The following is a 23,823-nucleotide window of genomic DNA, read 5'->3' on the forward strand; positions in this document are numbered from 1 at the left end:
TGAATTTTATTGTGTGGCATGATATTGATTGTTTAATGGACAATCATCGAAGGCTTTGAAAAGATAACCAAATAATAACAAGAATGATATCGGATGACTCATTCAATAATTCAAGGTAATAAATCGCGTTATGAATTTAACTCTTTTTGTGGCAATTATTGCCGTGTGTTATGTGTCTTTGTTGTTTATTTTGGCGTGGGGTGCAGAACGTTGGTTCACTAAAATCACCCAAAAAGCGCAAGTGTGGATTTATGGCTTAAGCTTGGCCGTTTATTGTTCATCATGGAGTTTTCTTGGCACAGTGGGTCAGTCTGCCAGCAACCTGTGGTCGTTTTTACCGATTTTTATTGGCCCAATCATCATTTTTACTTTTGGTTTTGGGTTGCTTCGTAAAATGGTGGTGGTGTCAAAAGCGCAAAATATCACCTCGGTGGCCGACTTTATTGCCGCTCGCTATGGTAAATCCCAGTTACTTGCTGCGTTAGTCACACTTATTGCTTTATTTGGCATCATGCCGTACATCGCGTTGCAGCTGAAAGCCATGGTGTTTTCACTGAATTTATTCCAACCCACTGATGCGCCTTTAAACCAGCAGGGTGTGCCGTTACTGATCACCTTTATTTTGGCTGTTTTTGCCATTTTATTCGGTACTCGTAAGCTAGATGCAACCGAACATAACCCCGGTATGATGGTAGCTATTGCCTTTGAATCTCTGGTTAAGTTAACGGCCTTTTTACTGGTGGGTGTGGTAATTAGTTTTGGTTTTTTTGATGGTTTTGATGACATCTGGCAGCAGGCAAATGAGCGCGATTTAATTGAATTTGGCCAATTAAGGATTGAGTCACTCTTACCTGAATTAGTCGTCGGGATGGCGGCATTTTTGTGTATGCCAAGACAGTTTCATGTGATGGTGGTTGAGTGTGGCGGTGAATCCATTCTCAAAAAAGCCCGTTGGATATTTCCTATATATCTGGCGCTATTTGGTATTTTTGTCGCACCTTTAGCCCTTGCTGGCAAAATATTATTGGGTGATAGTGTTGCCGCAGATACTTATGTTATTAACTTGCCACTGGCGCTAGACCAACCCATTTTAGCCGTCATTGCTTTATTGGGTACCTTATCTGCAGCAACTGGCATGGTGATTGTGGCTGTGGTTACTATCAGCGTAATGATCAGTAATGAGTGGCTAGTGCCAATAATGCTTCGCACCGGACAAATCAGACAAAAAAACTTCAGCCAATTCTCACAATTACTCCTCAATGCCAGACGTTTAGCTATCGTTATTATTTTAGGTTTTGGCTATATCAGTTACTTAACTTTAGTTGACAGTGATTCGTTGTCACACTTGGGAATGTTGTCATTTGGTGCGTTTGCCCAACTTGCCCCGGCATTAATTGGTGGCTTGTATTGGAAATACGGTAATCGCAACGGGGTATTTTTAGGTTTAGGTGTTGGTTTTAGTTTGTGGTGTTACATTCTTTTTTTCAGTAACAATGATGTTAGTGCGCTGGCCCATTTTGGCGCAAACCAAGGCATATTAGACACCATTAAACCCAATGTTAGTGACATTTTAACCGCACTATTAGCCAATATTGTCTGTTACGTTTTAGGGTCATTATGGTTTAGAGCAGGTGTTGCTGAACGAATACAAGCCAGTAATTTTGTTAAACCTTGGCACTTAAAGCAAAATGATAATAAGCGTCAGGGGCCGATTGCCCAGCAGGATTTATTGATCCTTGCCAGCCGCTTTGTTAGCCCAACCCGCGCCTATGAAAGCTTTAGCCGCTTTTCTGCTGACGCTGTGAAAAGTGACAGTTGGCATAAAGCCGCGCCCGATGAATTAATTGCTCACACAGAGCATATGTTGGCGGGGGTGCTTGGTGCATCAAGTGCCAAGTTAGTGATGGACTCTGTTATGCAGGGACGTGACTTGGCATTAGATGAAGTATTTAGCTTAGTGGATGAAGCTTCATCAAAAATTATTTTAAGTCAGGACATGCTCCGAGGCGCAATAGAGCATGCCTATGAGGGTATGAGTGTTGTTGATAAAGACCTTAATCTGATGGCGTGGAATTATAAATATGCCGAACTATATCAATACCCAGAAGGCTTTTTGAAACAAGGCATGCCAATTAGCGAGGTCGTAAGGTTTAATGCCTCTAGAGGTTTTTGTGGTACGGGTAATATCGACCATCAAGTCGATGTGCGCGTACAACATATGCGCAATGGCACGCCTCATACCTCTGAGCGTGAACGAAAAGACGGCAAGGTTATTAAAATCCAAGGTAATCCCATGCCAGATGGTGGCTTTGTTATGACCTTTACTGACATTACTCAGTATCGTTTACAGGAAAAAGCCTTAAAAGAAGCCAACGAAACCTTGGAAGAGAGGGTTAAAGCGCGTACTTACGAGTTAGCCCTACTTAACAGTGAATTGCTTGAAGCTAAAGCCCAAGAAGAGCTCGCCAATGCTTCAAAAACTCGCTTTTTAGCGGCAGTCGGCCATGATTTAATGCAGCCTCTAAATGCCGCTAGATTGTTCACAGCGTCTTTATCTCAATATCCGAACTTAGATTTAGAAGCCAGAACCACGCTCACCCATGTGAATAGCTCATTAAAAACAGCGGGTGAGTTACTGACAGATTTATTGGATATTTCTAAGCTTGATTCTGGCATGGTTGAGGTAAATCGTCGTGACTTTGCCGTTGGTGAGGTGCTAAATGCTTTAGCGATTGAATTTGATGCTATGGCGCAAGACAGTCAAATCAAGTTCACTTTAGTGCCCTCAACATTAACGGTAAATTCAGACCCTGCGTTACTCAGGCGTATTTTGCAAAACTTCCTCACTAATGCTTATCGTTATGCTAGGGGAGGTAAGGTATTGATGGGGTGTCGTCGTCGCGGCGAACATATTGAAATTCAAGTGTTTGACACCGGGTGTGGTATTGGTGCCGATGATATAAAAGAGATATTTCGTGAGTTTAAACGCTTAAATCACCCCAGTAGTCGTAATGTTAGCGGCCTAGGTTTAGGGTTAGCAATTGCCGACAGGATCAGTAAAGTGCTCGAACATGACATCAATGTCACATCACAATTAGGTGATGGTTCAATGTTTTCAATCTTAGTGCCATTAGGTAAAACGGTGCATGAGATTGAAACAAAATCCCATTCCAGTTTATTGCAGCCATTAGCGGGTGTAAAAGTATTATGTATTGATAACGAAGAAGCTATCTTAGCGGGATTAGAATCATTGTTAACCCGTTGGCAGTGTGAGGTTGTTTGCGCCAAAGATTTAGCTGATGCGCGTATTAAACTCGGTTTAAAAGGGGTTGCGCCTGATATCGTACTGGCGGATTATCACCTTGATGATGATCAAAATGGCGTGGATGCAATGGACGGCATTCGTGCGCGCTACGGCCAACATTTGCCGGGTATTTTGATCACCGCAAATACAAATAAACAGTTAGTTGAAGATGTTGAAAAGCGCGGTTATCACTATATGGCTAAAATGGTCAAACCTGCGGCATTAAGGGCGCTGATTTCCAGCCTAGTTAAAAGTTAAAAGTTAAAAGTTAAAACAGGCTAATAAATCTTTTTTAGACAATAAATATGTGGAGCAAAAGCAAAATATGTTAACAGTTTACGGTGATATAAAGTCAGGAAATTGCTACAAGGTCAAATTGGTTTTAGCTCTACTAGGCATACCACATCACTGGCATGATATGGATATTTTACAGGGCGATACGCAGCATGATTGGTATCTTCAAAAACACCCTTTTGGCAAAATTCCATTAATTGAAACCTCAAACGGTCAAATATTGTCAGAATCGAATGCCATCATGGGGTATTTGGCTGAAAACTCCGCACTGATCCCAAATGATCCCAAATGATCCCTTTGATAAGGCCAAAATGTATCAGTGGATGTTTTTTGAACAGTATAGCCATGAGCCATACATCGCCGTAGCTCGCTTCATTCAGTATTATTTGGGGATGCCAGATGACAGGCTAGATGAATATAAAGCTATCCATATAAAAGGCTATAAAGCATTAGATTTAATGGAGCATGCCCTCAAAAAATCAGCGTTTCTTGTGGGTGAACAATTTACCTTAGCCGATATTGCTCTGTTTGCTTATACCCATGTTGCTCATCAGGGGGGATTTGATTTAAAAAACTATCCATCAATTCAGCAATGGCTTGCCAATGTTGAGCAACAAAATGGGTTTGTGGCTATGATGGATTAGTTTTAGCCGGTGAATATTGAGTTGATTAGGCTAAAAGGATCAATGCAGTAATATCAGCCTAGACGCAAGTGAAGCTGATTAACTAGATAGTTATAGAATAGGGTGAACCGTACAAACTTTTTACCTTTTAATTATTTTCTGGTTAATCATCAGCGACATTGGCCTTAACCTGCGTTATTTTAAGTTCCCTATCTTGAGCTAAAGGCTAAGCCTTTTTATGCAAGCCAGCTTGAGCGCTAAAAAGCCTGCTTGCCTGTACAGAGTGTTTAATGATCATTCAACCATACATATATTTTATTCCATTAAATAAACAGTTGAGTCGAGTGCAGTTTGATCAGGGCTTGGCTTTAGGCTGGTTAACTGAGGATGAAATAACTAAGGTAAACCGTTATAAAGCTGAGCTTGCTCAACATAATGCACTGCAAGTGCGTTTAGCTTTAAGGGCGGTTTTATCAATGCACAGTGATGTGCTTCCCCATCAGTGGCAATTTGAGTATGGTGATAAAGGTAAGCCGTGTTTAACCGCGGCATTACATGCGCGTTGCGGATTAGATTTTAACTTAAGTCATAGTGGTGAATGGCTTATGATTGGACTGTTAGGCGGCATAGAACAAAAATTACCCCAAGAATTACAGATTGCTTTGGGTGTCGATATTGAACGTCAGCGTACCAGTACTCACATCCACTCAATTTTAAATCACTATTTTGCTCAGGCTGAAATCAATGACTTGTTAGCATTACCCGATGTGCTACAGCGGCAGCGTTTTTTTGACTTATGGGCATTGAAAGAAGCATTCATTAAAGCGACAGGCAAAGGCTTGGCACAATCGCTTAAGTCGTTTTCTTTTTCATTTAACGGCAATCAGGTGTTTCAACCCGAACACTCATCTGAACCATTGCCTTTGTTTGCCTGTAATGATTACATTGATTTTTCTGCCCCCAAAAGCCCAGAATTTTTGCCACAGATGCGCTGGCAATATTATTTTGGCCGCTTAACCTGTGAGTATCGATTCAGTGTGTGTATTGGTGCCAATGCTAAGGCTGCCCAATCAGCGGTTCCAGGCTTATCGTCTGGGTTAGATGACACTTCATTTAGCCAACCAATAATGAGGCTCACTACGCTTGCCGAGTTAATGGCCGCGGACTCAATTAGTGGGTAAACAAGGATAATGAGGCGAATAAATTAACTGTGCAAGTACGCAGTTTTAATTACAAAAAATGGGTTAAGTCGGCATGAGCATGCGTAGCTTTATTCTTCGCTCATTGCAGCGAGTGCATTTTTGTTAAGTCTTTGAATATTGCCTTGAACCTTGAATTTTCTTGACGCTTACTTTGAGCCAGCTCTGATAATGGCTTTACGATTTACTTTTAGTATGCCACCCGTGTAAACCATCGATAAAAGCATCTTTAGGGTTGTTAGTTTGACTATAAGTGGATGAAGATTTGTGTAAGGGATAATGATTAAAAACATTCGGTTAATAAGCTGTTTACGTCTATTAACCGAATGAGGTTTGATATTGCTAAAGGTTACTCAGGCAGAGGAAAACCAAGTAACGAGCCGTTAGAAGGTTATTGCCTTGCTAAGCGATTTGATTCAGGTGGGTTTTCAAAATCACTGCGATAAGGATTTATGTCTAAACCACCTCTGCGAGTATAACGAGCATATACCGTCAGTTTTGAACAGCCACAGTACTTTTTCAAATCAACAAAAATGCGTTCAATGCATTGTTCATGGAATTCATTGTGTTGGCGGAATGAAATTAAATAGCGTAGTAAACTCTCGCGATTTATTTTTGCCCCTTGGTAGCGGATCATCACGCTACCCCAATCTGGCTGAGACGTAATTAAACAATTTGATTTTAACAAATTAGAATTTAAGGTTTCTGCTACGTTTTTTTCTTCAGTGCTATCGAGTAAATAATCGGGATTAAATCCGTAGTCATCCACCTCGATATCTAAGTCATCGATACAAGTACCTGGTAATTCGACAATACGTTCAAGGTTAAACTGTTTTGGCTCAATCACTTTGACTGAAACATCACCTTGGGCACAATTCGATAGGTCATTTTTTAGGGTTTCCTCAACGACCTCAACACTTTCAAATTTCGTTTGATTGAAACTGTTTAAGTACAATTTAAATGATTTAGATTCAATTAAATTAATACTATTGATGTCTAATTGCACTTCAGCAATCGCCACCATTGGCTTACCTTTGCTGTTCAGCCATGACAATTCGTAAGCAGTCCATATGTCGGTGCCATGAAAGGGCAGTTCACCCGTTAATTCTATCGCATCACGGTTAAGTTTACGCGGGACCCCTTGCAGCAGTGATGCATCATATTCAGCTTGATACGCAGTAGATTGACCTAAAGTTAGGCCTTTAAGCGCATCAGCATCACTATAAGGATCGTGATTTTGTGTCATCTAATCGTTTTCCATGTCAAAATATCGCTTTATTATAAACTACGAGAAGCACTAGTGTCTTGTTCAACCGCACTTGAAATTTTTATAAATAAGTATCTTATTGCCTATCGAGATGCTTTATCAGAATTGCCCCGTTATTATGCCTTAGGAGAGGATTCTGCTTGTATTCAAGGTCAGTTAGATGATGACCTTGATAAGGCTGTTTTTTTTACGCCATTTAAACGCAAAACGTGTGCAGATTTTCATAATGTTGAACATGCATTAGCCTTATCGCTTCATGCTGATATTAATCTGTTTTATGGACAATTTTATAGTGCGCCGCTAATGTTCACTTCTGAATGGGGAGAGGGCGAGTTACTGCAAGCATGGAACCAGCAAGATTTTGAGTATTTACAGCAAAATATCATTGGCCATTTGATGATGAAGAAAAAACTGAAACAGCCACCGACCTGGTTTATTGGTGTCTTAGGTGATGGCGATCAAATGCTGACAGTAGATAATGAAACAGGGGCGGTTTGCATTGAAATTCCTGGTGAAAAACCTTCACAAAAATTAGCTGATTCGCTTGAAGTTTTTTTAACATCCATTACCCCAAGGATTACTCCGCCAGTTAAGCCTGATACCTCGGAAGATGCCGAGTGGCAACATCCGGGTATTTGGCAACGTATTAAATTAATGTGGCAATATTTACTGCGCAAAAAGTAAACTGCGAATGTTATTGATGATCCCACGATAGGTTTGAAATAATCCGGCACGGTTCACAACGAAAGTGAAACATATCGAGCAAAGGGGTATCAAGTTTCCAATCTGCACTTCCACATTTAGGGCAAGGTCTATTTAATTCACTTTGAAGGCTTTGCCCGCCCACACGGTATAAATAGTAATACGTTGGAATTTTGGTCAGATATTCAATTCTGCCGCGTAAGTCCCAGCCACGTCTATACATATCGCTGTCGACTGAGCTTATTTCTTCCAGTGCTGCAAACTCGGCTTTGGTCGCCGCCGCCATTTGTAATTCATCACATGCTTGCCATTCACTTTGCCATTTAATGATGCGTTTATGGTCGCCGTTAAACGTCGCTGGAATGTGATAAAGGGGAATAGGCAGTAAATTGTCACCGCTTCTGAGGGGTGAACACATGTGTACGTAACTGGTATAAAGCAGTTGCCAGCTAGCGGGCTCAGTATTACTGACCTCTGAGTTGATGTCCTGGCCAATAAACTTTTCTCTTGGTGTAAGCAGTTTAGCTTCTTTTAAGCCTGCTAATGTTGCTTTTACCCAAGGGCTACTATGCCTATGCGCTAAACTGGTTTTTTCTGGCATCATTAAACGTGTTTTAAACTCACCATCATTGTACGCCACAGCAAATTCACGTCCTAAAATTTGTCCGTTTGCCCTTAGTGCTTCAAGGTATTGATTAATAGCCTTTTCAGCCAAACTAATCGTAGTATCGGCAAAAGGTTCAAAACGTAATTCAATCACAAACATTATAGAGCCTTGTCTTTCAGCTGTTGTTCTAGAAGTGCAACGCGTTGCAGTAATTCATTCACTTGCTGCTGCATTACTTGTTGTTGTGTCGCGATGACTTCAATACTTGCGATTTCGTTAGCTTCAGCCACTTTTTGTTCTGGTGCCACAAAGTCAGCAATAGCTTGCCATTCAGATTTTGGTAATGCTTTAAATTGCTGAAGTCCTTGAACAATCAGTGGCATGGGAACTTTACCCACTCGGCCTTTGATTAGCGCAACACTGGGTGTGTGACCATTGATGGCGATAGATTTTGCCGCCGAAATAACTTGTTCAATTGGACTCATAAATGGTGAAAAACCTCAGTTTTGGTTGGTGAAAACAACTAACTTTGTTATCTAATAAATATTAATTAATTAAAATCAGAGACTTAAAGTTGGCATGGTTATAGCATTAATAGGTCACATATTTAGTCAGCTACGACTTAAACATGATTCGTTTATTCTAACAAAAAGGACATCACATGAAATCAAATTTGATTGGCGCAGCATTGATCACCGCAATATCTTTAGGCTTGAGTGGTTGTGTATTAAACGTGGGCGACCATGAATCAGGTAAAAATCACGATTATTGGGAAGTGCAACAAGAAAAAAATCGAACCAGTTTGACCCAATTATCCTTGGGAATGACGTTTGAGCAAGTTCAGGTCATCATGGGAACTGCTGATTTCAGTGAAGCATTCGTCAGCCAGAATAATGTTCAGTCAGATAAAGAACAAGTTAAAGTGTTATTTTATCGTACACAATGGGCTAAAGGTGATGGCAAAACCACCAAAGATGAATGCACGCCAATTGTATTTAAAAATAATGAATTAATTGGTTGGGGCGACGCCGCATACAAGCAGATTTAATCCATTTAAGGTTATTCATTTCTTAACATAACGTCCAATTGGTCTATCACTTCAGACCATTGGGCGTCTTCATTTAATGCTTCCGCTAAAAAGGCCTTCTGAGCGGATGTCCAAAATGGGGCTTCGACTAAACGGGCTTCTGCTGGCAATTGATGTACAGTAATAAAATGGTTTATGTCATCGATTTGATTTGGCAAACCAAGTTGCTTAAATAAATGGGTTAAATCTGTTTTTGTTGTATCCATGACGCTTTCCTTGATCCTGTGGTGTAGTGCACTTTGTTACTATAGAGCATTATTTACAGTTCAGCTTGAACGAACTCAATTTGGTGATTGTTTCAATCTTGTTAACTTGCTAAGTTAGTTTTGAACGTAAAATAGTCAAGGAACAAACAATAATGGAAAATCAAACCTTGGAACATTACAAAGCGGTATATTTAACAGCAGAAGATTTACGTGTAGCAGCTTCAATTATTTACAATGCATATCATGATGATCCATTTTTTCTAGAAGTCTTTGGCCGTGAAGATAATAGCGTTTACGAACAGAAATTAAGGGCTGCTGTTCGTGAAGAATTAAACGAGTTATGGCAACAGGATCAGCCATTAATAGGTCTGTTTGATGGCGAGCGATTAATTGGTGTTGCCTGTGTTATCACTCAGCAAATTCCTATCGGGCAATCGCGTTATTGGCATTGGCGCTTAAAAATGGTGTTAGGAACAGGTTGGAAATCAACCCAAGGTCTAATGGAAAAAGAAACCTGTTTATTGAGTCATCTTCCTTCTGAAAAATGCGGCATTTTGCAGTTTATTGCGTTAACACCAACGGAGCAAAAAAAAGGCAATGGTGCTAAGTTAGTACAAGCGGTATTAAGTTGGTGTGATGAACAGCCTAATTTAGAGGGTATTGGCGTATTTGTTAATCATCCAAAGCATCATAAAGTTTTCTCTGATCAAGGCTTTAAAAGCTTGGCCAATGTAACGATTGGACAAGTTAATGGCGAAATTTTGTTTTACGCTAAATGAGGCTGGTGCGATGAGTAAACAATATCAGAGCTTTAAAGAATTTTATCCCTTCTATTTATCTCAGCACCAAGATGCTGTTTGTCGGCGATTACATTATCTCGGCAGCACAATAATTTTGGTGGTGTTTATTAACACATTGATTAACCAAAATTGGTGGCAATTAGTCTGGTTACCCTTTATCGGTTATGGATTTGCGTGGTTAGGACACTTTGTGTTTGAAAAAAATCGTCCAGCTACTTTCAGCTACCCTCTATATAGTCTAATGGGTGATTGGGTCATGTACTGGCAAATGATAAAAAATAAACTTGCTAGTGCCTTTAATCAAAATAATAAGTTTAAGGGGTAAAAAGAATCGCTTTCTTAAAACTATTTAATTGCTATTACCTTTTATGTCATATGAATAAGAGATTTTCAGAACTAGTTTTATGGGTCATCACACAGACAAAGTGGATGCTTTTAATGGCAAACATTATTTAGCTATCTTTAATTAATCCTCTCACATTCCGGTAGATTCAAGTTGGTATGCCTTACGTCTATCGGCCTCTCATTTTTGTAAAGCAATCGATTATTGGATATCTGTTAATTAAGTGTTAGCAAGAAAGCTTACTCAGATTTTAAACAAACCACTCATCCAGCCTTAATTGCTCAATCAGATGTAAGTGATCTCTTACATTGTTGTAGGTGTTAATCGTGACTGAATTACTAAAAAATGAACTTTAAAATTTAATTTTATTTAAAAACAATGGATTATGATTTTGTTTTATATGTCGACAGTGAGTTTTTATTAATGGACAATACAATTTATTTTATTTAAAAATCATTTATATACAATGATTACATCAAGTGAGGAAGACAGATAGGTTTGCTTCTAATGAGTAATAATACTGAATTACCACTTTGAATATCATGGATGAAATAAGGACACGCTCAAGGAAATAGAGCATGAGCTCGGCAAATGGATAGCCGAAACAAGGATGAGTGGAAGCGAAAGCCGACACATGGAATCAAGGATTGGATAGCAGGAAGCTAATGGACAATTCGAAGGATTTGAATTTTCAGTAAAGGATGACTGAACAAAGGATTGAACTCAACATACGTCAGTAAAGGATTGTTGAGATGTAATGGATTAAAGGAAAGCCAGGATGGCTTTACGCATGGATGGGCAGGAAGCATTAATTTAGCAAGGTAGCTAACGTAAAAGTTAAAATGGGCACAACCTCAATTCGGGTTGTGCCTTTTTATTTAGAGAACAATAGTTGTGGTCAGTGTTTTGCTATTAAGTTTGTGAGATATATCTTACAAAGGTTGTAGGTAAAATAGGTTTTGTTAATCAACTATCTCTTTTGGTTTTAATTTAAGTTGTTGTTTATTAGTGTTTTTGTTTGTTTTTATTAGTCTGTTGATGTTATTGTTTTGTTGCGGTGATGTTTTGTGGCTATCGGGGATTTCTTACTTAGATTAATATTAACTTAAGCTAAGGAATGCGAAATACAGGATGTGATCTAAGCAGGATGCTTAAAAACATTGGATGTGGTGTAAAGGATTGCAATAGTTTGCTAAAAAGGACAATCGCTCGTTTTAAGGATAAGACGAGATAAGTATCTAGGATTGATGCTTAACATGAGTTACCACTAGGATGGTGGGGAATGTAAAAATGGATTTCAGGGACGATATAAGGACACGCTCAGGATGGAGCAGGCTCGGTCAAAGGATAATCGAGTAAGAAGGATAGTACGAAAGTACAAGGATTCTCAAGGAAAGAGCAAGGATAGATGCAGGAGCAGCTTATACGCATGGATGGTGCAGGGAGCAGCCAAAATAGCAGGAAAGCTTAACAAGAGAACAGAAGGCCGTGACTTTATGTCGCGGCCTTTCTTTTTATCGTATAACTAACATGAGTGTGATGGATTCAACCATTTCCGTTAATCCCTTCAACGGGTAAAGCGGCATAGTAATTGAGTGAATGACAGGTATAGCATCGCTATATATCAAAGATGCTACTTATGTTTGAGACTTAACAACTCGATGACTTCATTCATATAACAAGTGTATCAGCTAGTTAATCTATCTGTTTGTTTACATTAAATAAACACCCATCTAAAAAGATAGCATCTTAAAATAATGAGTTGAGAAAGATAATTAACCTCGACCCAGGTTAAGAGATGAACAAATTAGATCTAAAATAATAATACTGTATCACTTACAGGCAAATTTGAACTTTGTGCTGAATCAAGGCGAATTTAAGCCTCATCAGCGCTCTATTACAATTCAATGCAATTAGCGGTGCCAAGGCCAAGGGCTGTTTGATCGATATTTATTATCCCGAGCGAGGTTAATTAATGGCACTTACCAGAATTGCAACTATTACTCGTGCCACAGCCACCAAATTTGCCTTTTGCCATTGGTGCATCAAGCCATTCTGGTTCTGGAAAAATAGGCCAATCTATCTTGCTAACCTTTTTACCGTGCATACTGATATGTCCGCGATATTGGTTCATACCATCGGTACTAAATTCAAACATAAACTTTGCTCGCCAACATAAACCAGTATGCCCGCCTAAACTTGGACGAGCCGATACCATTGCAATGGCTAATAGTTGTACCTTTTGTTTACCACAGGCTTGCTCAGCAATAACTCGGCTGACTTCAGCCATGTTTCGTAATTGCCAAAAAAATGCGGCAATGACGACCAAAGCGACTATTAATAAAAAATCAGACATCATAGGCTTGCTGCCTTAAATAAACCGCCAATGGCGAGTGAAAGTTGTGCGCTTCGCTCAGGATTTCGTAGATCTGTTAACAACGCATTGCGAAGACTCGGTATAGCAACAATATCAGCAAAAACCTGATTGAAAAAGCTTTGTGATTGTTTCGCAAGAGCCTCTAAAAAGATTTTGCGAGTCGTATCATCTTTTAAAGCATTCCAGTTTCGAGCAGCGATTGTAATTAACATGGCATCATCAAGTTGATTTTGTTTGTTTAAGCTTGCTATCGCCTCTTGACTGAACGGTTGATGTGAAGCCAATGCTTTTAAAAATACCCCTTTATACTCGATAGGTGCTTGCTGGAAGCGTGCGAAGACGGCGTCAGCTAAAGGTTGGGTTAATGTCAGATGTTCTAAGCATTCGCAAATAGCGGCTTGAACTTCAATCGGTGCGGTAGGCAAGATGTTAATCAATTCTTGTTGGTGATCAAATAATGCCGTTCTGACACAGACATCAGCAAGGCCTTGAAAGCCGATATGCTGCCATTGGTCGACTGGTATTTGTCCGCTAAGATATTGAGCTGCAGATTCATACTGATTTGAGGCTTGCTGACCAAGCTGTTTTCTAACCAACGCGTTAAACAGAGCCAATTTTTGTTGGTTGGGTTTGAAACTGAAAGGGTGATTAGCTAATTGTTGTTGCTGTTCATCAGTTAAAGCCTGAGTGGGATCTCTTCCCAGCGCTTCTAATATCATTTTTATAAATTGTTGCCTTGGTGCAGGCGATAATAACCCTTGTTCATCTAAAGGTAGTTTAATGAACCAAATAAATGGTTGCTGACTTTCTTGCCAGAAGACTATAGCAAATAGAGCATGGCCTTGAATGGGGTAAGGGTAGGGGGAAACCAAAGATTCAATTTGATGAAATGCCATCATATCGATATTTTGAACTCTTCTTCCAAGATCATAAATTTGGAATTGAGTATTCGCTGTGGCCAGAAATTGGCTTAGGGTGGTGATTTCTGTCATGGGAACTCGCTATACAACACGTGGCATTCTATGGGTATTAATGGTGGCTAATGTTATCATATTCAACCTTTAGCGTCGTATTTGAGTCGATTTTTATGATTTATGAAGTCAGTTTGACTTTTTTAGTTGCATTAGAACAGCAACTAAAAGCTGGCAAATTGTGGTCTACCACGCAGCCATCAGCATCAGCAATGGCCAGCACTGCGCCATTTGCATGTGATACCTTATCTTTTGAGCAATGGCTGCAATTTGTTTTTATCCCGAAAATGCAGCAATTGATTATCACCAAGAGTCCTTTACCTACAAACATGGCTGTGGCACCTATGGCTGAACAAATATGGCAAAATGAAGCTGACAAACAAATTATCATTAAACAGTTAGTGAAATTTGATCAACTGATTGCAAACCAAAATCGCGCGGTAAGAAACCATGAAAGATATTGATAACTCCTTTGTTTCTGTTGATGATAATCAGCTTCAATCTGTTGACGACAATTTAGTCAGTGAGCAAGAACAAGAAACGCCTCCACATTTAGAGGTGCTATTTGAAGATGAGCATATTGTTGCTATTCATAAGCCTGCGGGTTTACTCGTGCATAGAAGTTATTTAGCTCGCAAAGAACGATTTTTTGCTATGCAACTGACTCGGGATCTGGTTGGTTGCCATGTGTTTCCGGTACATCGTTTAGATCGTCCTACTTCAGGTGTATTGTTATTCGCTAAAAGCAGTGAAAGTGCACGTATATTATGCGAGCAATTTGAGCAGCATAGCGTCACTAAGCAGTATTTAGCCTTGGTGAGAGGCAATATGCATGAAGCAGGAGAGTTAGACTATGCGTTGAAAGTCGAACTTGATGATGTTGCGGATAAATTTGCCACAACAGATAAGCCTGCTCAAGATGCGGTAACGCTATATCAACCGTTATTAAATAGTGAAATTCCCTATAGCTCGGGTCGTTATCCAACCAGCCGATTCGGATTAATTAAATTAACCCCAAAAACCGGCAGAAAGCACCAGTTACGTCGCCATATGGCGCATTTACGTCATCCTATTATTGGTGACACAACACATGGTGACGGCAAACAAAATAAATTTGCCCGTGAGCATTTTGGCGTAAACCGTTTATGGCTTATCGCTAAAAGTTTAACTTTTACCCATCCTGTAACGGCAAAGCTTATGCATATTGAAACAGAGATTGAGCCAGAGTGGTTAGCCGTGTTTGATCTATTAGGTTGGGATGAAATAGATAGTGAGCCGGCAATCTTGGTATAAATTAGCCAAAGAAAAACTTGCTATAAAATAAATCCATACAGTATGTTAAGTGGCATGACTTAGTTTTTGAAAACACGCAGAAAGGAATTTATCTTGGTTAATGTTAATTTAGTTTTTGGTACAGTTTATGGTAGTGCCCAATTTACCGCTGAAACCCTAGCCAAAGAAATAACTGCCCTAGGGTTTCATACAAGATTAATGAAACCCGATGAATTAGCTGGTTTTATTCCAAAAGAGTCTGATTATCTTATTATAGTGTGTTCGACAACCGGGCAGGGCGAAGTATCAGAAGACATATTTCCTTGGTATTTTCATCTCAAAACAACAGCGCCTTATTTACCCAAATTGAAATATAGTATTGTCGGTCTTGGTGACTCAAGCTATGACACCTTCTGTGGCGCAGCAAAACAGTTTGATGAATTATTGAGCGAGTTGGGTGCACACGCTATAACGCCAAGACTTGAGATTGATGCGACCGAAACAATGGAACCTGAACTTGAAGCAATTAAATGGCTAACAACGTGGCAAGCCGCAGCAATCGCCAACAAAGCTTAAGACACTTTTCGACACAATTTCTATCCCTGCAGTGGTTTAAATTCGCACAGCGACTAAGCCAATCTTTGCTGATCCCGATCGCCATTTTACCTGCTGCAGGCGTCATGTTAGGCCTTAGTGCAAATCCTCTACCGTTTATTCCTGAGCCCATCAACATCATTTTTTCGTCTGTTGGCCATCTTATTTTTACTATGATGCCATTACTGTTTGCAGTGGCTGTCGCAATTGGTTTCTGTCAAGACCAAGGCGTTGCCGCTATTACAGCTGTCTTGGGGTATGGTGCAATGATTTCAACCATGGGCGCTTTGAGCACGCTATACCAATTACCATCAAGGCCTATTTGGGGAATGGATACCATAGATACTGGCATAGCAGGGGGGATGTTAGTGGGTGCCATTACTTGCTTTGCCGTTAATATGAGTAAAAGAATAACACTGCCTGCTGTGTTTTCATTTTTTGAAGGTCGCCGAAGTGCGCCCATTCTTATTCTGCCATTAGCAATGCTTTTGGCTGGAGCACTTGCTTATATCTGGCCTCCATTAGCCGCTAATATTGAATTATTATCCAATTGGGCTGTTTACCAAGATCCTTCAATAGCCTTTGGATTATACGGTTTAGTTGAGCGGCTACTTATCCCTTTGGGATTACATCATATCTGGAATGCTCCTTTTTACCTTGAATTTGGTCATTTTTGGCATGATGGCCAATTGATACGTGGTGAGGTCGCACGTTATTTAGCAGGTGATCCATTAGCAGGTAATCTAGCTGGCGGTTACTTAATAAAAATGTGGGGCTTACCAGCCGCAGCATTAGCCATTTGGCGCTGTGCAGATCTGGCTGAGCGAAATCGAGTTGCAGGTATTATGCTCTCTGGCGCAATGGCAAGCTGGTTAACGGGAGTGACAGAACCTATTGAGTTTGCTTTTATGTTTGTCGCACCCATTTTGTTTTTGGTACATGCACTGTTAACTGGCGTGGCTTACAGCGTATGTATTTTACTCGATATGCATCATAGTGTGGTCTTCTCCCATGGCTTGGTCGATTTCAGTTTATTGTATCCGCAATCAACTAATACCTTTTGGTTTGCGTTACTTGGGCCTCTAACGGCCATTATTTATTACAGTGTTTTTCGAATAAGTATTATTGGTTTTAATTTAAAAACACCAGGTAGGCTGACGCCCACGAATGCAAGCCCACAACAAAGAGAAAGCCTTAGAGGTATGGTTGCAGGTTTGGGCGGCGGTCATAACATTATTGAATTAACTGCATGTTTAACTCGCCTTCGGGTAAGTGTCAGTGATCCCAGTTTGGTCGATAAAGCGCGCTTAATTCGTCTGGGTGCTAAAGGTGTGGTTGTTGTTGGCCAAGGCGTGCAAGTTGTCTATGGAACTAAAGCCGAAACTTTAAGAAAACTCTTACAGAAATACATCGATTCCCGTCGTTAAACATCACTTTAATAATTTTTAGTCACTTTCAATGTCAAATGTTGAAATGGCCTGCATGTATTCTGAAAATTTATTAAGTTTTAGTATAAAAGTTACCAAAATGGCCGCAATTGATGGCAAACTCAACTAAAGGCGTATTTTAGGAGTTAAACCATGGTTTCATTAACATCCCCAGTAGTCAATAAAGCGATTCATACTAAGGTAACCAGAAGGATTCTTATCATAGATTGTGCCGATGAGCAGGGACTCATAGCCAAGATCTCTGGTGTTTGTTTCGCTCATCATTTGAATGTAATTAAAAATAATGAGTTTGTTGATCATGCTCAAGGACGTTTCTTTATGCGCACCGTGCTGGATGGTGAGATTAATGAAACCGAGTTCGTTAGCGCTCTACAAGGGGTATTGCCTAGCAAGCATCACTTCAAATTAGTAGATGCAGGTAAAAAACGTGTGGTAGTTATGGTTACTAAAGAAGCACATTGTTTGGGTGATTTGCTGATGAAATCGTATTACGGTGGCTTGGATGTTGAAATAGCCGCGGTGGTAGGCAATTATAATGTATTACAAAATTTAACTGAAAAGTTTGATATCCCATTTCATTATATAACTCATGAAAATTTAAATCGTGAAGAACACGAGCAAGCCATGCTTGATGTCATCAAGCCCTATGAGGCTGATTATCTGGTGCTTGCTAAGTACATGCGCGTGTTAACCCCAGAATTTGTTGCACAGTTCCCAGATCGTATTATCAATATTCATCACTCATTTTTACCCGCTTTTATCGGCGCTTCACCTTACAAACAAGCATGGGATCGTGGTGTAAAAATTATTGGTGCAACAGCGCATTTTGTTAATAACTGTTTAGATGAAGGCCCAATTATTAAACAAGATGTTATATCTGTTGACCATAGTTATAGCGCTGAAGAACTGGCTCATCAAGGACGTGATGTCGAGAAAAGTGTGTTGAGTAAAGCGTTGCAACTGGTGTTGAATGAGCAGGTTGTCGTATATGGCAATAAAACCGTAGTGTTTTAATATTATTTAAGTCGGCGCATTAATTTAGATGGCAGCATCTTATTAATTACTAGCAAAATCATTTGTTTGAGCTAATATTAAACGGAGTTGATTAAAACAGGGAATAGTATTGATGCGCCAAATGCAAGACTTCTTTTTGAAGCATGGAGAACTACCCAAAAAGTTTCGATTATCGTGGGCAATATTTAATGACCGCCTTGAAATTTTACGTGTAAGCGAAGCGTTATATTCGCAAATAAAAAAGCCTATCGCAGCTATCGTCAAGCAGCCAATGATATCGACGTTTCCTAATATGGACTTAAATCTTATAGATTTACATAATCGGGAAACAGAGCAATTAGTGCATTTTATTGATACTCATGGTCATGCCTTGCAAGCATCAATTGCCGCAATTGATGGTACAGATGATCAGTGGTGTATTGTATTTACTCAGCTAAGTTTGGATGAAGAGTGGTTGATGGAACTACACCCTGATTATAACTTAGCCATTCAATCAAGTGATGATTGGCTGCAACAAATAGAAGCCGTCATGACAGCCAAACCTGATGCGATATTCAAAACCGCGCTACAACAAGGACTGGCATTAACTCATAGCCAGGTCGGTTATCTTCATCTATATGATGAAAAACACAATAAAATACTTCGTACCGCTTGGACTGATAAGGTCAAACAATACTTCGCAATTCCTGATAATCAAACCTATGTAGCAGAGTCGGGAATTTGGTCTGAAACTATCAGCACTAAGCAATCGATAATACACAATGAGCCAATAGATAATTCAGTTAAACTGCAAAAAGATGGCTTTTTTGCATTTAAAAATCATTTATGTGTGCCAATCAGATACCGAAAACGACTCGTAGGTATTATCGGGGTGGGTAATCGAGATAAGCCTTTTACCCATGTCGATGCAAAATCCCTGAGTATCTATGCCACTATTTTATGGCATTGTGTTGAACTGCCACGCACCATGAACACCATGATGAAACAGTCGGTCATTATCAAAGATCAAAAAGAAAAAATGACCCAGATTTTGGTGCAATTGATTGGCGCAATTTCTGAAGCATTAGAACTCAAAGATGCTTATACCGCAGGGCATCAAAAATCTGTCGCTCAATTAAGTTATTTAATGGGCGAAAAAATGGGGTTGCCTACTGAACAGTTAGAGGGGTTAAAACTTGGCGCCCTTATTCATGACATTGGCAAACTTGCCATTCCGAGTCAAATTTTAGCTAAACCATCAAGGCTCACACCAACAGAATACGAATTAGTAAAACAACACCCAGTGCAGGGGGCGTTAATTGTTGATGAGGTTGAGTTTCCTTGGCCTATTAAACAGATGATATTACAACATCATGAGCGTTTAGATGGTTCTGGCTATCCTAAAGGGTTAAAAAGTAAAGATATTATTATTGAAGCTAAAATTATTGCGGTTGCGGATGTCGCCGATTCAATTTTAAGTCATCGACCATATCGACCATCAATGGGAATGGAAGCGTTAAACCAAGTATTGATGGATGGTCGAGGCAAAATTTTTGATGAGCATGTTGTTGATGCCTGTTTAGATATTTTAGCTATTCATGATCTTAAAACAGCGGAATATGTAGGCAGTTTACGGCTAGACCCTGCTGTGTTCATTGAAGAATATCATACTCTTGAGCATGTAGAGTCTATGCTGTTAAAAGCTAAATTGAATGTTGCCGTTGTTTTATCTGAGATTAATCGCGCACCTATTGGTGTGATTGATAAAAATATTTTGGCCTTTTGGCACAGTCCATTTATAGATACTGCAGCAGAGCGCGCGGCTGACAGGAGTTTACTAAACAAACGTGCTCATCAAATCATGGAGCACAAAATTAATATTATTGCTGAAAACACGATTTTGAAAGATGCTAAAATTTTGATGGAAAAACATGCTATTGATTATCTTGTTGTTCAGAATCTTGATAATCAGGTGATAGGAGTTGTCACATGGAAAATTTTAGCCAATGCCTTGATGAGTGAGTTGGATGAAGAACGTGCAATGCAAAGTTAATAAAGTTCGAGTTTTAATAAAGTTCGAGTTTAATCAAGATTGGGATGTTTATTGCTCTATGGCAATGGGTTTGACATGTGCTTAAGTCATCCTGCTAACTGACAAAATATATTATTCTGTAGGGGACGTTTATTGTTCAAATAAACGTGATTTATATAAAGTTAATGTCGCAATAAATGTGTTTAATTGTGCAATAAAAAAGGCTCCTAAGAGCCTTTAAAACAATAAACAACTGCGATTAATCAACAATACGTAATAATTCGTTAATGCCAACTTTACCACGCGTTTTTGCATCGACCTTTTTAACTATGATTGCTGCGTACAAGCTATAAGTACCACATTTTGATGGTAGGTTACCTGACACAACTACAGAGCCCGCCGGTACGCGGCCGTAATGTATTTCACCTGTTTCACGGTCAAAAATACGTGTGCTTTGACCAATATAAACGCCCATTGAAATCACACTGCCTTCTTCTACAATGACACCTTCAACGATCTCGCTGCGCGCACCGATAAAACAGTTGTCTTCAATAATGGTAGGACCGGCTTGTAATGGCTCTAAAACACCGCCAATACCCACACCGCCAGATAAATGTACATTCTTACCAATTTGCGCGCACGAACCGACAGTTGCCCATGTATCCACCATGGTACCTTCGTCTACGTAAGCACCTAAGTTAACGTAAGATGGCATTAGTACAGTATTTTTACCGATAAATGAGCCTTTACGCACGGTTGCTGGTGGTACTACACGGATAGCTTCTTCTTTAAAGCGTGCTTCGTCATAATCAGCAAACTTTTGCGGCACTTTATCAAAGTATTTGGTATCACCACCTTCAATGACACCGTTGTCGAAAATGCGGAATGACAACAAAACCGCTTTTTTTAACCACTGGTGGACATGCCACTCGCCATTAATTTTCTCAGCTACACGTGCTTGACCTTTATCAAGCATGCTTATCACTGTTTCTACGTCAGCACGAACACTTGGTTCAACTGTGCTAGGGGTGATAGTTTGACGTGCTTCAAATGCCGCCTCAATGCGTTGGCGTAATGCCTCCATGGAACTCTCCCAATATCAGATTAATTAACTAGTTTGATTCAACGCTAAATCAAGCGATGAAGATAAATGCTGCTGTTGTGCTTCATTGAGTGATTGACCATCTTGAGTTTGTAAGATGAAAAAATCTTCTGCACGCTCGCCGATAGTGGTGATCTTGGCTGCTAATAAAGTGACTTCACAGCGATAAAGGATATCACCCACTTTGGCTAAAAGACCCGGCGTATCCAGGGCTATTAGCTCCATCATGCTGGTGTCTTGACGAATACTGGGTAAAAAACTTACCTGTGTTGGCACGTTAAACGGCTTCATAATTCGCGCAAGTTTTCTGAACTTAGGCAATTTAGGATTTTCACTGGCTAAGGCTTTTTCAAGCGCTTTTTTGATGCTCTGTATTCGTGACAACTGCACGATAGGCTCGCCATCTTGTTCTAAAATAACAAATGTGTCTAGTGCATAATTATCAATTGACGTCATGATATTTGCATCATGTACGTTGATATTTTTGTTATCTAAAACGGTCATTACCGTGGCAAACAGCTTGGGTCTATCTTGGCTATATACAAATAACTCAGTGCCGCCGCGTGTCGTATGCTTTGACATTAAGACTAAAGGCTCATTCTGATTATGTTTGATGATCGCTTCGGTATGCCAAGCAACTTGGTTCGGCTGATGACGAAGAAAATATTCGGGCTTAAATCGACACCACAAAGACTGCATATCTTTATCTTTGATGCCTCGGCGCAATAATTCTTTTTGTGCTTTTGCTTGAACTTCTTCTACACGAGCCTGCTCATCAATGGGCTTTTCTTTACCGCGCGCCAGAACGCGCTGCGTTGAAAAATATAAATCACGTAATAATGAGCCTTTCCAGTTATTCCATGTTTTTTCATTTGTGGCACAGATATCCGCAACGGTTAAGCAATACAAGTAACTTAAATGAACGGCATCATGTACTTTATCGGCAAACTCCGCAACGACATCGGGATCTGAAATATCCCGTCTTTGCGCAGTGACTGACATGACTAAATGGTTTTCAACTAGCCAAGCGACTAAGCGACCATCGTGATCATTGAGTCCATGTAATTTACAAAAATCAATTGCATCGCTCGCCCCTAGTTTACTGTGATCTCCACCTCGACCTTTTGCAATATCATGAAATATTGCCCCTAAAACCAATAACCCTTTTTTGGGTAATTGGTTGATTAGCACCGCGCCTAAAGGAAACTCATCTTTTTGCTCAGCTTGAGCGAATCTTTCTATATTGAGTAATAATCTGTGGGTGTGCTCATCGACGGTATAAGCATGAAAAAGATCAAACTGCATTTGTCCTTCAATGCTTCGCCAGGCGGGCAGGTAGGAAGATAAAATTCCGTGCTTGTGCATCATTGAAAATGCCACAATACCGCGCGGGTGTTTTAAAATCTCCATAAACACTTTGCGACAGTCGGGATTATCTTGCAGTGGGCCGGTTAAGCTGCGACGCGCTTTGCGCAGCAGTCTTAACGTTGGAGCATAAATATACTGAATATTAGAGTTTTTAACGGCATATAAAAAAAGCCGTAATATTTCTTCAGGATGCTGACTGAACAAATCATTATCTAGTACCTCAATATAATAACCGCGACGCTGGTATTGCTCATTGATGGGTTGAATTTCTAATGCTTTAAAATGCCCTAAAGTTGCGCGCTTAAATAGCTGCAACAACATTTGATTTAACTCCATTATACGTCTTACAGTGCGATAATAGCGTTTCATCATTTGCTCAACCGCAAGTTGAGTCGCATCTTCATAACCCAGCAAGCTGGCAACTTGACGTTGTAGGTCGAATAACAAGCGGTTTTCATTGCGATTTGCACTAATATGCAGCGCAAAGCGAATTTCCCACAGGTAATTTTGGCATTCCAATAATTCTTCTAATTCAGAAGGTTCAAGAAAATCATGCTCAACCAACTCAATGAGATTAGCGGCATCAAAATGACGCATTGCCACCCAGGCAATTGTCTGGATATCTCTCAAACCACCCGGGCAGGTTTTAATGTTCGGTTCAAGGTCAAAAGCACTGGCTTTTGAATGGCGAAGGGTTTGTTCTTCTTTTTTGGCATTGTAAAAATCGGCAGAAGGCCAGAAGTCATCTTGACGAATACGTTGATATAACACATCAAATAGTTGTGTGTTACCGCATAAAAACCGTGCTTCAATTAAGTTGGTGGCGATAGTGATGTCAGCTTTACCTTGCTCGATTGTTTGTGACACAGTGCGCACACTGTGGCCAATTTCAAGTCCAGCATCCCAAAGGTAAGTGATTAATTCACTGAGTTTTGCTTGGGTGTTTTGGCAAACCTCTTCCTGTTCAATTAAAAACAGTAAATCGACATCTGAATAGGGCAGAAGCTCACCGCGCCCATATCCACCTACAGCAATTAATGACATAGGGTACTGGTCTAAATGACATTTTTTCCATGCATTTTGCAGTAAGTTATCGATGAATGCGCTGCGTTGCTTAACAATATCTGCGATCGGGTGCTTCGCTTTATATTGCTCAACTAAGCGCTGGTTAAGTTCAAGTAAGGTATTTTTGGCTGCCAGCGCGGTATTCATCGATATCCTTGAATCTTGTATA

General features: G+C 40.0%; 20 protein-coding genes and 1 pseudogene. 13 read left to right on the forward strand and 8 right to left on the reverse strand.

Translation table 11 applies throughout. The annotated features are described in order from the left end of the window. The first annotated feature begins 130 nt into the window (after nt 1–130). From IEY03_RS00340 to IEY03_RS00350, 3 genes and pseudogenes are all read left to right on the forward strand, one after another. Nucleotides 131–3,562, forward strand: coding sequence for a hybrid sensor histidine kinase/response regulator (locus IEY03_RS00340; protein ID WP_188839357.1), 3,432 nt, complete (start codon nt 131–133; stop codon nt 3,560–3,562). A 67-nt stretch (nt 3,563–3,629) separates the two neighbouring features. Next, nucleotides 3,630–4,242: pseudogene (locus tag IEY03_RS00345) on the forward strand (glutathione S-transferase family protein). A 269-nt stretch (nt 4,243–4,511) separates the two neighbouring features. After that, nucleotides 4,512–5,402: a 4'-phosphopantetheinyl transferase family protein gene (locus IEY03_RS00350; protein WP_188839358.1), complete on the forward strand. Its 891-nt coding sequence runs from the start codon at nt 4,512–4,514 to the stop codon at nt 5,400–5,402. A gap of 409 nt (nt 5,403–5,811) precedes the next feature. Here IEY03_RS00350 and queF read toward each other — a convergent pair whose 3' ends face one another. Continuing rightward, the gene (gene queF, locus IEY03_RS00355; protein ID WP_188839359.1) at nt 5,812–6,666 is read right to left on the reverse strand and encodes an NADPH-dependent 7-cyano-7-deazaguanine reductase QueF; all 855 of its coding nucleotides are present in this window, start codon (nt 6,664–6,666) and stop codon (nt 5,812–5,814) included. A 54-nt stretch (nt 6,667–6,720) separates the two neighbouring features. Between queF and syd the strand changes: the two genes are divergently transcribed. After that, entirely contained in the window at nt 6,721–7,371 is a 651-nt protein-coding gene (syd, locus tag IEY03_RS00360) for a SecY-interacting protein (RefSeq protein ID WP_188839360.1), read from the forward strand. A gap of 10 nt (nt 7,372–7,381) precedes the next feature. On the opposite strand, the gene IEY03_RS00365 is transcribed toward syd, so the two are convergent. Both IEY03_RS00365 and IEY03_RS00370 read right to left on the reverse strand, forming a co-directional pair. Next, the gene (locus tag IEY03_RS00365; RefSeq protein WP_188839361.1) at nt 7,382–8,155 is read right to left on the reverse strand and encodes a Zn-ribbon-containing protein; all 774 of its coding nucleotides are present in this window, start codon (nt 8,153–8,155) and stop codon (nt 7,382–7,384) included. After that, the gene (locus tag IEY03_RS00370; RefSeq protein ID WP_188839362.1) at nt 8,155–8,481 is read right to left on the reverse strand and encodes a hypothetical protein; all 327 of its coding nucleotides are present in this window, start codon (nt 8,479–8,481) and stop codon (nt 8,155–8,157) included. The genes IEY03_RS00365 and IEY03_RS00370 overlap by 1 nt, the downstream gene beginning before the upstream one ends. Before the next feature lie 176 nt (nt 8,482–8,657). Between IEY03_RS00370 and IEY03_RS00375 the strand changes: the two genes are divergently transcribed. Continuing rightward, complete coding sequence (locus tag IEY03_RS00375) at nt 8,658–9,044, forward strand: DUF3192 domain-containing protein (RefSeq protein WP_188839363.1); 387 nt, start codon at nt 8,658–8,660, stop codon at nt 9,042–9,044. Between the two features lie 11 nt (nt 9,045–9,055). Here the strand turns inward: IEY03_RS00375 and IEY03_RS00380 are convergent, their stop codons facing one another. Beyond that, complete coding sequence (locus tag IEY03_RS00380) at nt 9,056–9,289, reverse strand: DUF2789 domain-containing protein (RefSeq protein ID WP_188839364.1); 234 nt, start codon at nt 9,287–9,289, stop codon at nt 9,056–9,058. A gap of 152 nt (nt 9,290–9,441) precedes the next feature. Here IEY03_RS00380 and IEY03_RS00385 point away from each other — a divergent pair, with 152 nt between their 5' ends. Next, nucleotides 9,442–10,068, forward strand: coding sequence for a GNAT family N-acetyltransferase (locus IEY03_RS00385; protein WP_188839365.1), 627 nt, complete (start codon nt 9,442–9,444; stop codon nt 10,066–10,068). 10 nt (nt 10,069–10,078) lie between these two features. After that, complete coding sequence (locus IEY03_RS00390; protein WP_188839366.1) at nt 10,079–10,414, forward strand: Mpo1-like protein; 336 nt, start codon at nt 10,079–10,081, stop codon at nt 10,412–10,414. 1,990 nt (nt 10,415–12,404) lie between these two features. Here the strand turns inward: IEY03_RS00390 and IEY03_RS00395 are convergent. Together IEY03_RS00395 and IEY03_RS00400 are read right to left on the reverse strand one after the other, a co-directional pair. Next, nucleotides 12,405–12,791, reverse strand: coding sequence for a DUF3301 domain-containing protein (locus IEY03_RS00395; protein WP_188839367.1), 387 nt, complete (start codon nt 12,789–12,791; stop codon nt 12,405–12,407). Then, the gene (locus tag IEY03_RS00400; protein WP_188839368.1) at nt 12,788–13,801 is read right to left on the reverse strand and encodes a DUF3549 family protein; all 1,014 of its coding nucleotides are present in this window, start codon (nt 13,799–13,801) and stop codon (nt 12,788–12,790) included. Before IEY03_RS00400 ends, IEY03_RS00395 begins: the two co-directional genes overlap by 4 nt. 50 nt (nt 13,802–13,851) lie before the next feature. On the opposite strand from IEY03_RS00400, the gene IEY03_RS00405 reads away from it, so the two are divergent. From IEY03_RS00405 to IEY03_RS00430, 6 genes are all read left to right on the forward strand, one after another. Beyond that, entirely contained in the window at nt 13,852–14,244 is a 393-nt protein-coding gene (locus tag IEY03_RS00405; RefSeq protein WP_308424611.1) for a YqcC family protein, read from the forward strand. After that, nucleotides 14,231–15,073, forward strand: coding sequence for a tRNA pseudouridine(65) synthase TruC (gene truC / locus IEY03_RS00410; protein WP_188839369.1), 843 nt, complete (start codon nt 14,231–14,233; stop codon nt 15,071–15,073). Before IEY03_RS00405 ends, truC begins: the two co-directional genes overlap by 14 nt. A 93-nt stretch (nt 15,074–15,166) precedes the next feature. Beyond that, on the forward strand, nt 15,167–15,628 hold the full coding sequence (locus tag IEY03_RS00415; RefSeq protein WP_188839370.1) for a flavodoxin: 462 nt from the start codon (nt 15,167–15,169) through the stop codon (nt 15,626–15,628). Then, on the forward strand, nt 15,583–17,073 hold the full coding sequence (locus IEY03_RS00420; RefSeq protein WP_188839371.1) for a PTS transporter subunit EIIC: 1,491 nt from the start codon (nt 15,583–15,585) through the stop codon (nt 17,071–17,073). The genes IEY03_RS00415 and IEY03_RS00420 overlap by 46 nt, the downstream gene beginning before the upstream one ends. A gap of 153 nt (nt 17,074–17,226) precedes the next feature. Continuing rightward, complete coding sequence (purU, locus tag IEY03_RS00425; protein WP_188839372.1) at nt 17,227–18,108, forward strand: formyltetrahydrofolate deformylase; 882 nt, start codon at nt 17,227–17,229, stop codon at nt 18,106–18,108. A gap of 112 nt (nt 18,109–18,220) precedes the next feature. After that, nucleotides 18,221–20,140 (forward strand): HD domain-containing phosphohydrolase, encoded by a 1,920-nt coding sequence (locus IEY03_RS00430; protein ID WP_188839373.1) that lies wholly within the window; start codon nt 18,221–18,223, stop codon nt 20,138–20,140. 238 nt (nt 20,141–20,378) lie between these two features. On the opposite strand, the gene dapD is transcribed toward IEY03_RS00430, so the two are convergent. Further along, a complete protein-coding gene (gene dapD, locus IEY03_RS00435) occupies nt 20,379–21,203 on the reverse strand; it encodes a 2,3,4,5-tetrahydropyridine-2,6-dicarboxylate N-succinyltransferase (protein WP_188839374.1) in 825 nt (274 codons plus the stop codon). 24 nt (nt 21,204–21,227) lie between these two features. Next, entirely contained in the window at nt 21,228–23,801 is a 2,574-nt protein-coding gene (gene glnD / locus IEY03_RS00440) for a bifunctional uridylyltransferase/uridylyl-removing protein GlnD (protein ID WP_188839375.1), read from the reverse strand. Between the last annotated feature and the right edge of the window lie 22 nt (nt 23,802–23,823).

This window comes from Shewanella aestuarii (assembly GCF_014647215.1).
Taxonomy (GTDB): Bacteria; Pseudomonadota; Gammaproteobacteria; order Enterobacterales; family Shewanellaceae; genus Shewanella; species Shewanella aestuarii.

Excerpts from the sequence above, each read along its gene's own strand:
- IEY03_RS00340 (WP_188839357.1), top strand. The coding sequence starts at position 131 with ATGAATTTAACTCTTTTTGTGGCAATTATTGCCGTGTGTTATGTGTCT.
- IEY03_RS00350 (WP_188839358.1), top strand. The coding sequence starts at position 4,512 with ATGATCATTCAACCATACATATATTTTATTCCATTAAATAAACAGTTG.
- queF (WP_188839359.1), bottom strand. The coding sequence starts at position 6,666 with ATGACACAAAATCACGATCCTTATAGTGATGCTGATGCGCTTAAAGGC.
- IEY03_RS00365 (WP_188839361.1), bottom strand. The coding sequence starts at position 8,155 with ATGTTTGTGATTGAATTACGTTTTGAACCTTTTGCCGATACTACGATT.
- IEY03_RS00370 (WP_188839362.1), bottom strand. The coding sequence starts at position 8,481 with ATGAGTCCAATTGAACAAGTTATTTCGGCGGCAAAATCTATCGCCATC.
- IEY03_RS00375 (WP_188839363.1), top strand. The coding sequence starts at position 8,658 with ATGAAATCAAATTTGATTGGCGCAGCATTGATCACCGCAATATCTTTA.
- IEY03_RS00380 (WP_188839364.1), bottom strand. The coding sequence starts at position 9,289 with ATGGATACAACAAAAACAGATTTAACCCATTTATTTAAGCAACTTGGT.
- IEY03_RS00385 (WP_188839365.1), top strand. The coding sequence starts at position 9,442 with ATGGAAAATCAAACCTTGGAACATTACAAAGCGGTATATTTAACAGCA.
- IEY03_RS00390 (WP_188839366.1), top strand. The coding sequence starts at position 10,079 with ATGAGTAAACAATATCAGAGCTTTAAAGAATTTTATCCCTTCTATTTA.
- IEY03_RS00395 (WP_188839367.1), bottom strand. The coding sequence starts at position 12,791 with ATGATGTCTGATTTTTTATTAATAGTCGCTTTGGTCGTCATTGCCGCA.
- IEY03_RS00400 (WP_188839368.1), bottom strand. The coding sequence starts at position 13,801 with ATGACAGAAATCACCACCCTAAGCCAATTTCTGGCCACAGCGAATACT.
- IEY03_RS00405 (WP_308424611.1), top strand. The coding sequence starts at position 13,852 with ATGTTATCATATTCAACCTTTAGCGTCGTATTTGAGTCGATTTTTATG.
- truC (WP_188839369.1), top strand. The coding sequence starts at position 14,231 with ATGAAAGATATTGATAACTCCTTTGTTTCTGTTGATGATAATCAGCTT.
- IEY03_RS00420 (WP_188839371.1), top strand. The coding sequence starts at position 15,583 with ATGGCTAACAACGTGGCAAGCCGCAGCAATCGCCAACAAAGCTTAAGA.
- purU (WP_188839372.1), top strand. The coding sequence starts at position 17,227 with ATGGTTTCATTAACATCCCCAGTAGTCAATAAAGCGATTCATACTAAG.
- IEY03_RS00430 (WP_188839373.1), top strand. The coding sequence starts at position 18,221 with ATGCGCCAAATGCAAGACTTCTTTTTGAAGCATGGAGAACTACCCAAA.
- dapD (WP_188839374.1), bottom strand. The coding sequence starts at position 21,203 with ATGGAGGCATTACGCCAACGCATTGAGGCGGCATTTGAAGCACGTCAA.
- glnD (WP_188839375.1), bottom strand. The coding sequence starts at position 23,801 with ATGAATACCGCGCTGGCAGCCAAAAATACCTTACTTGAACTTAACCAG.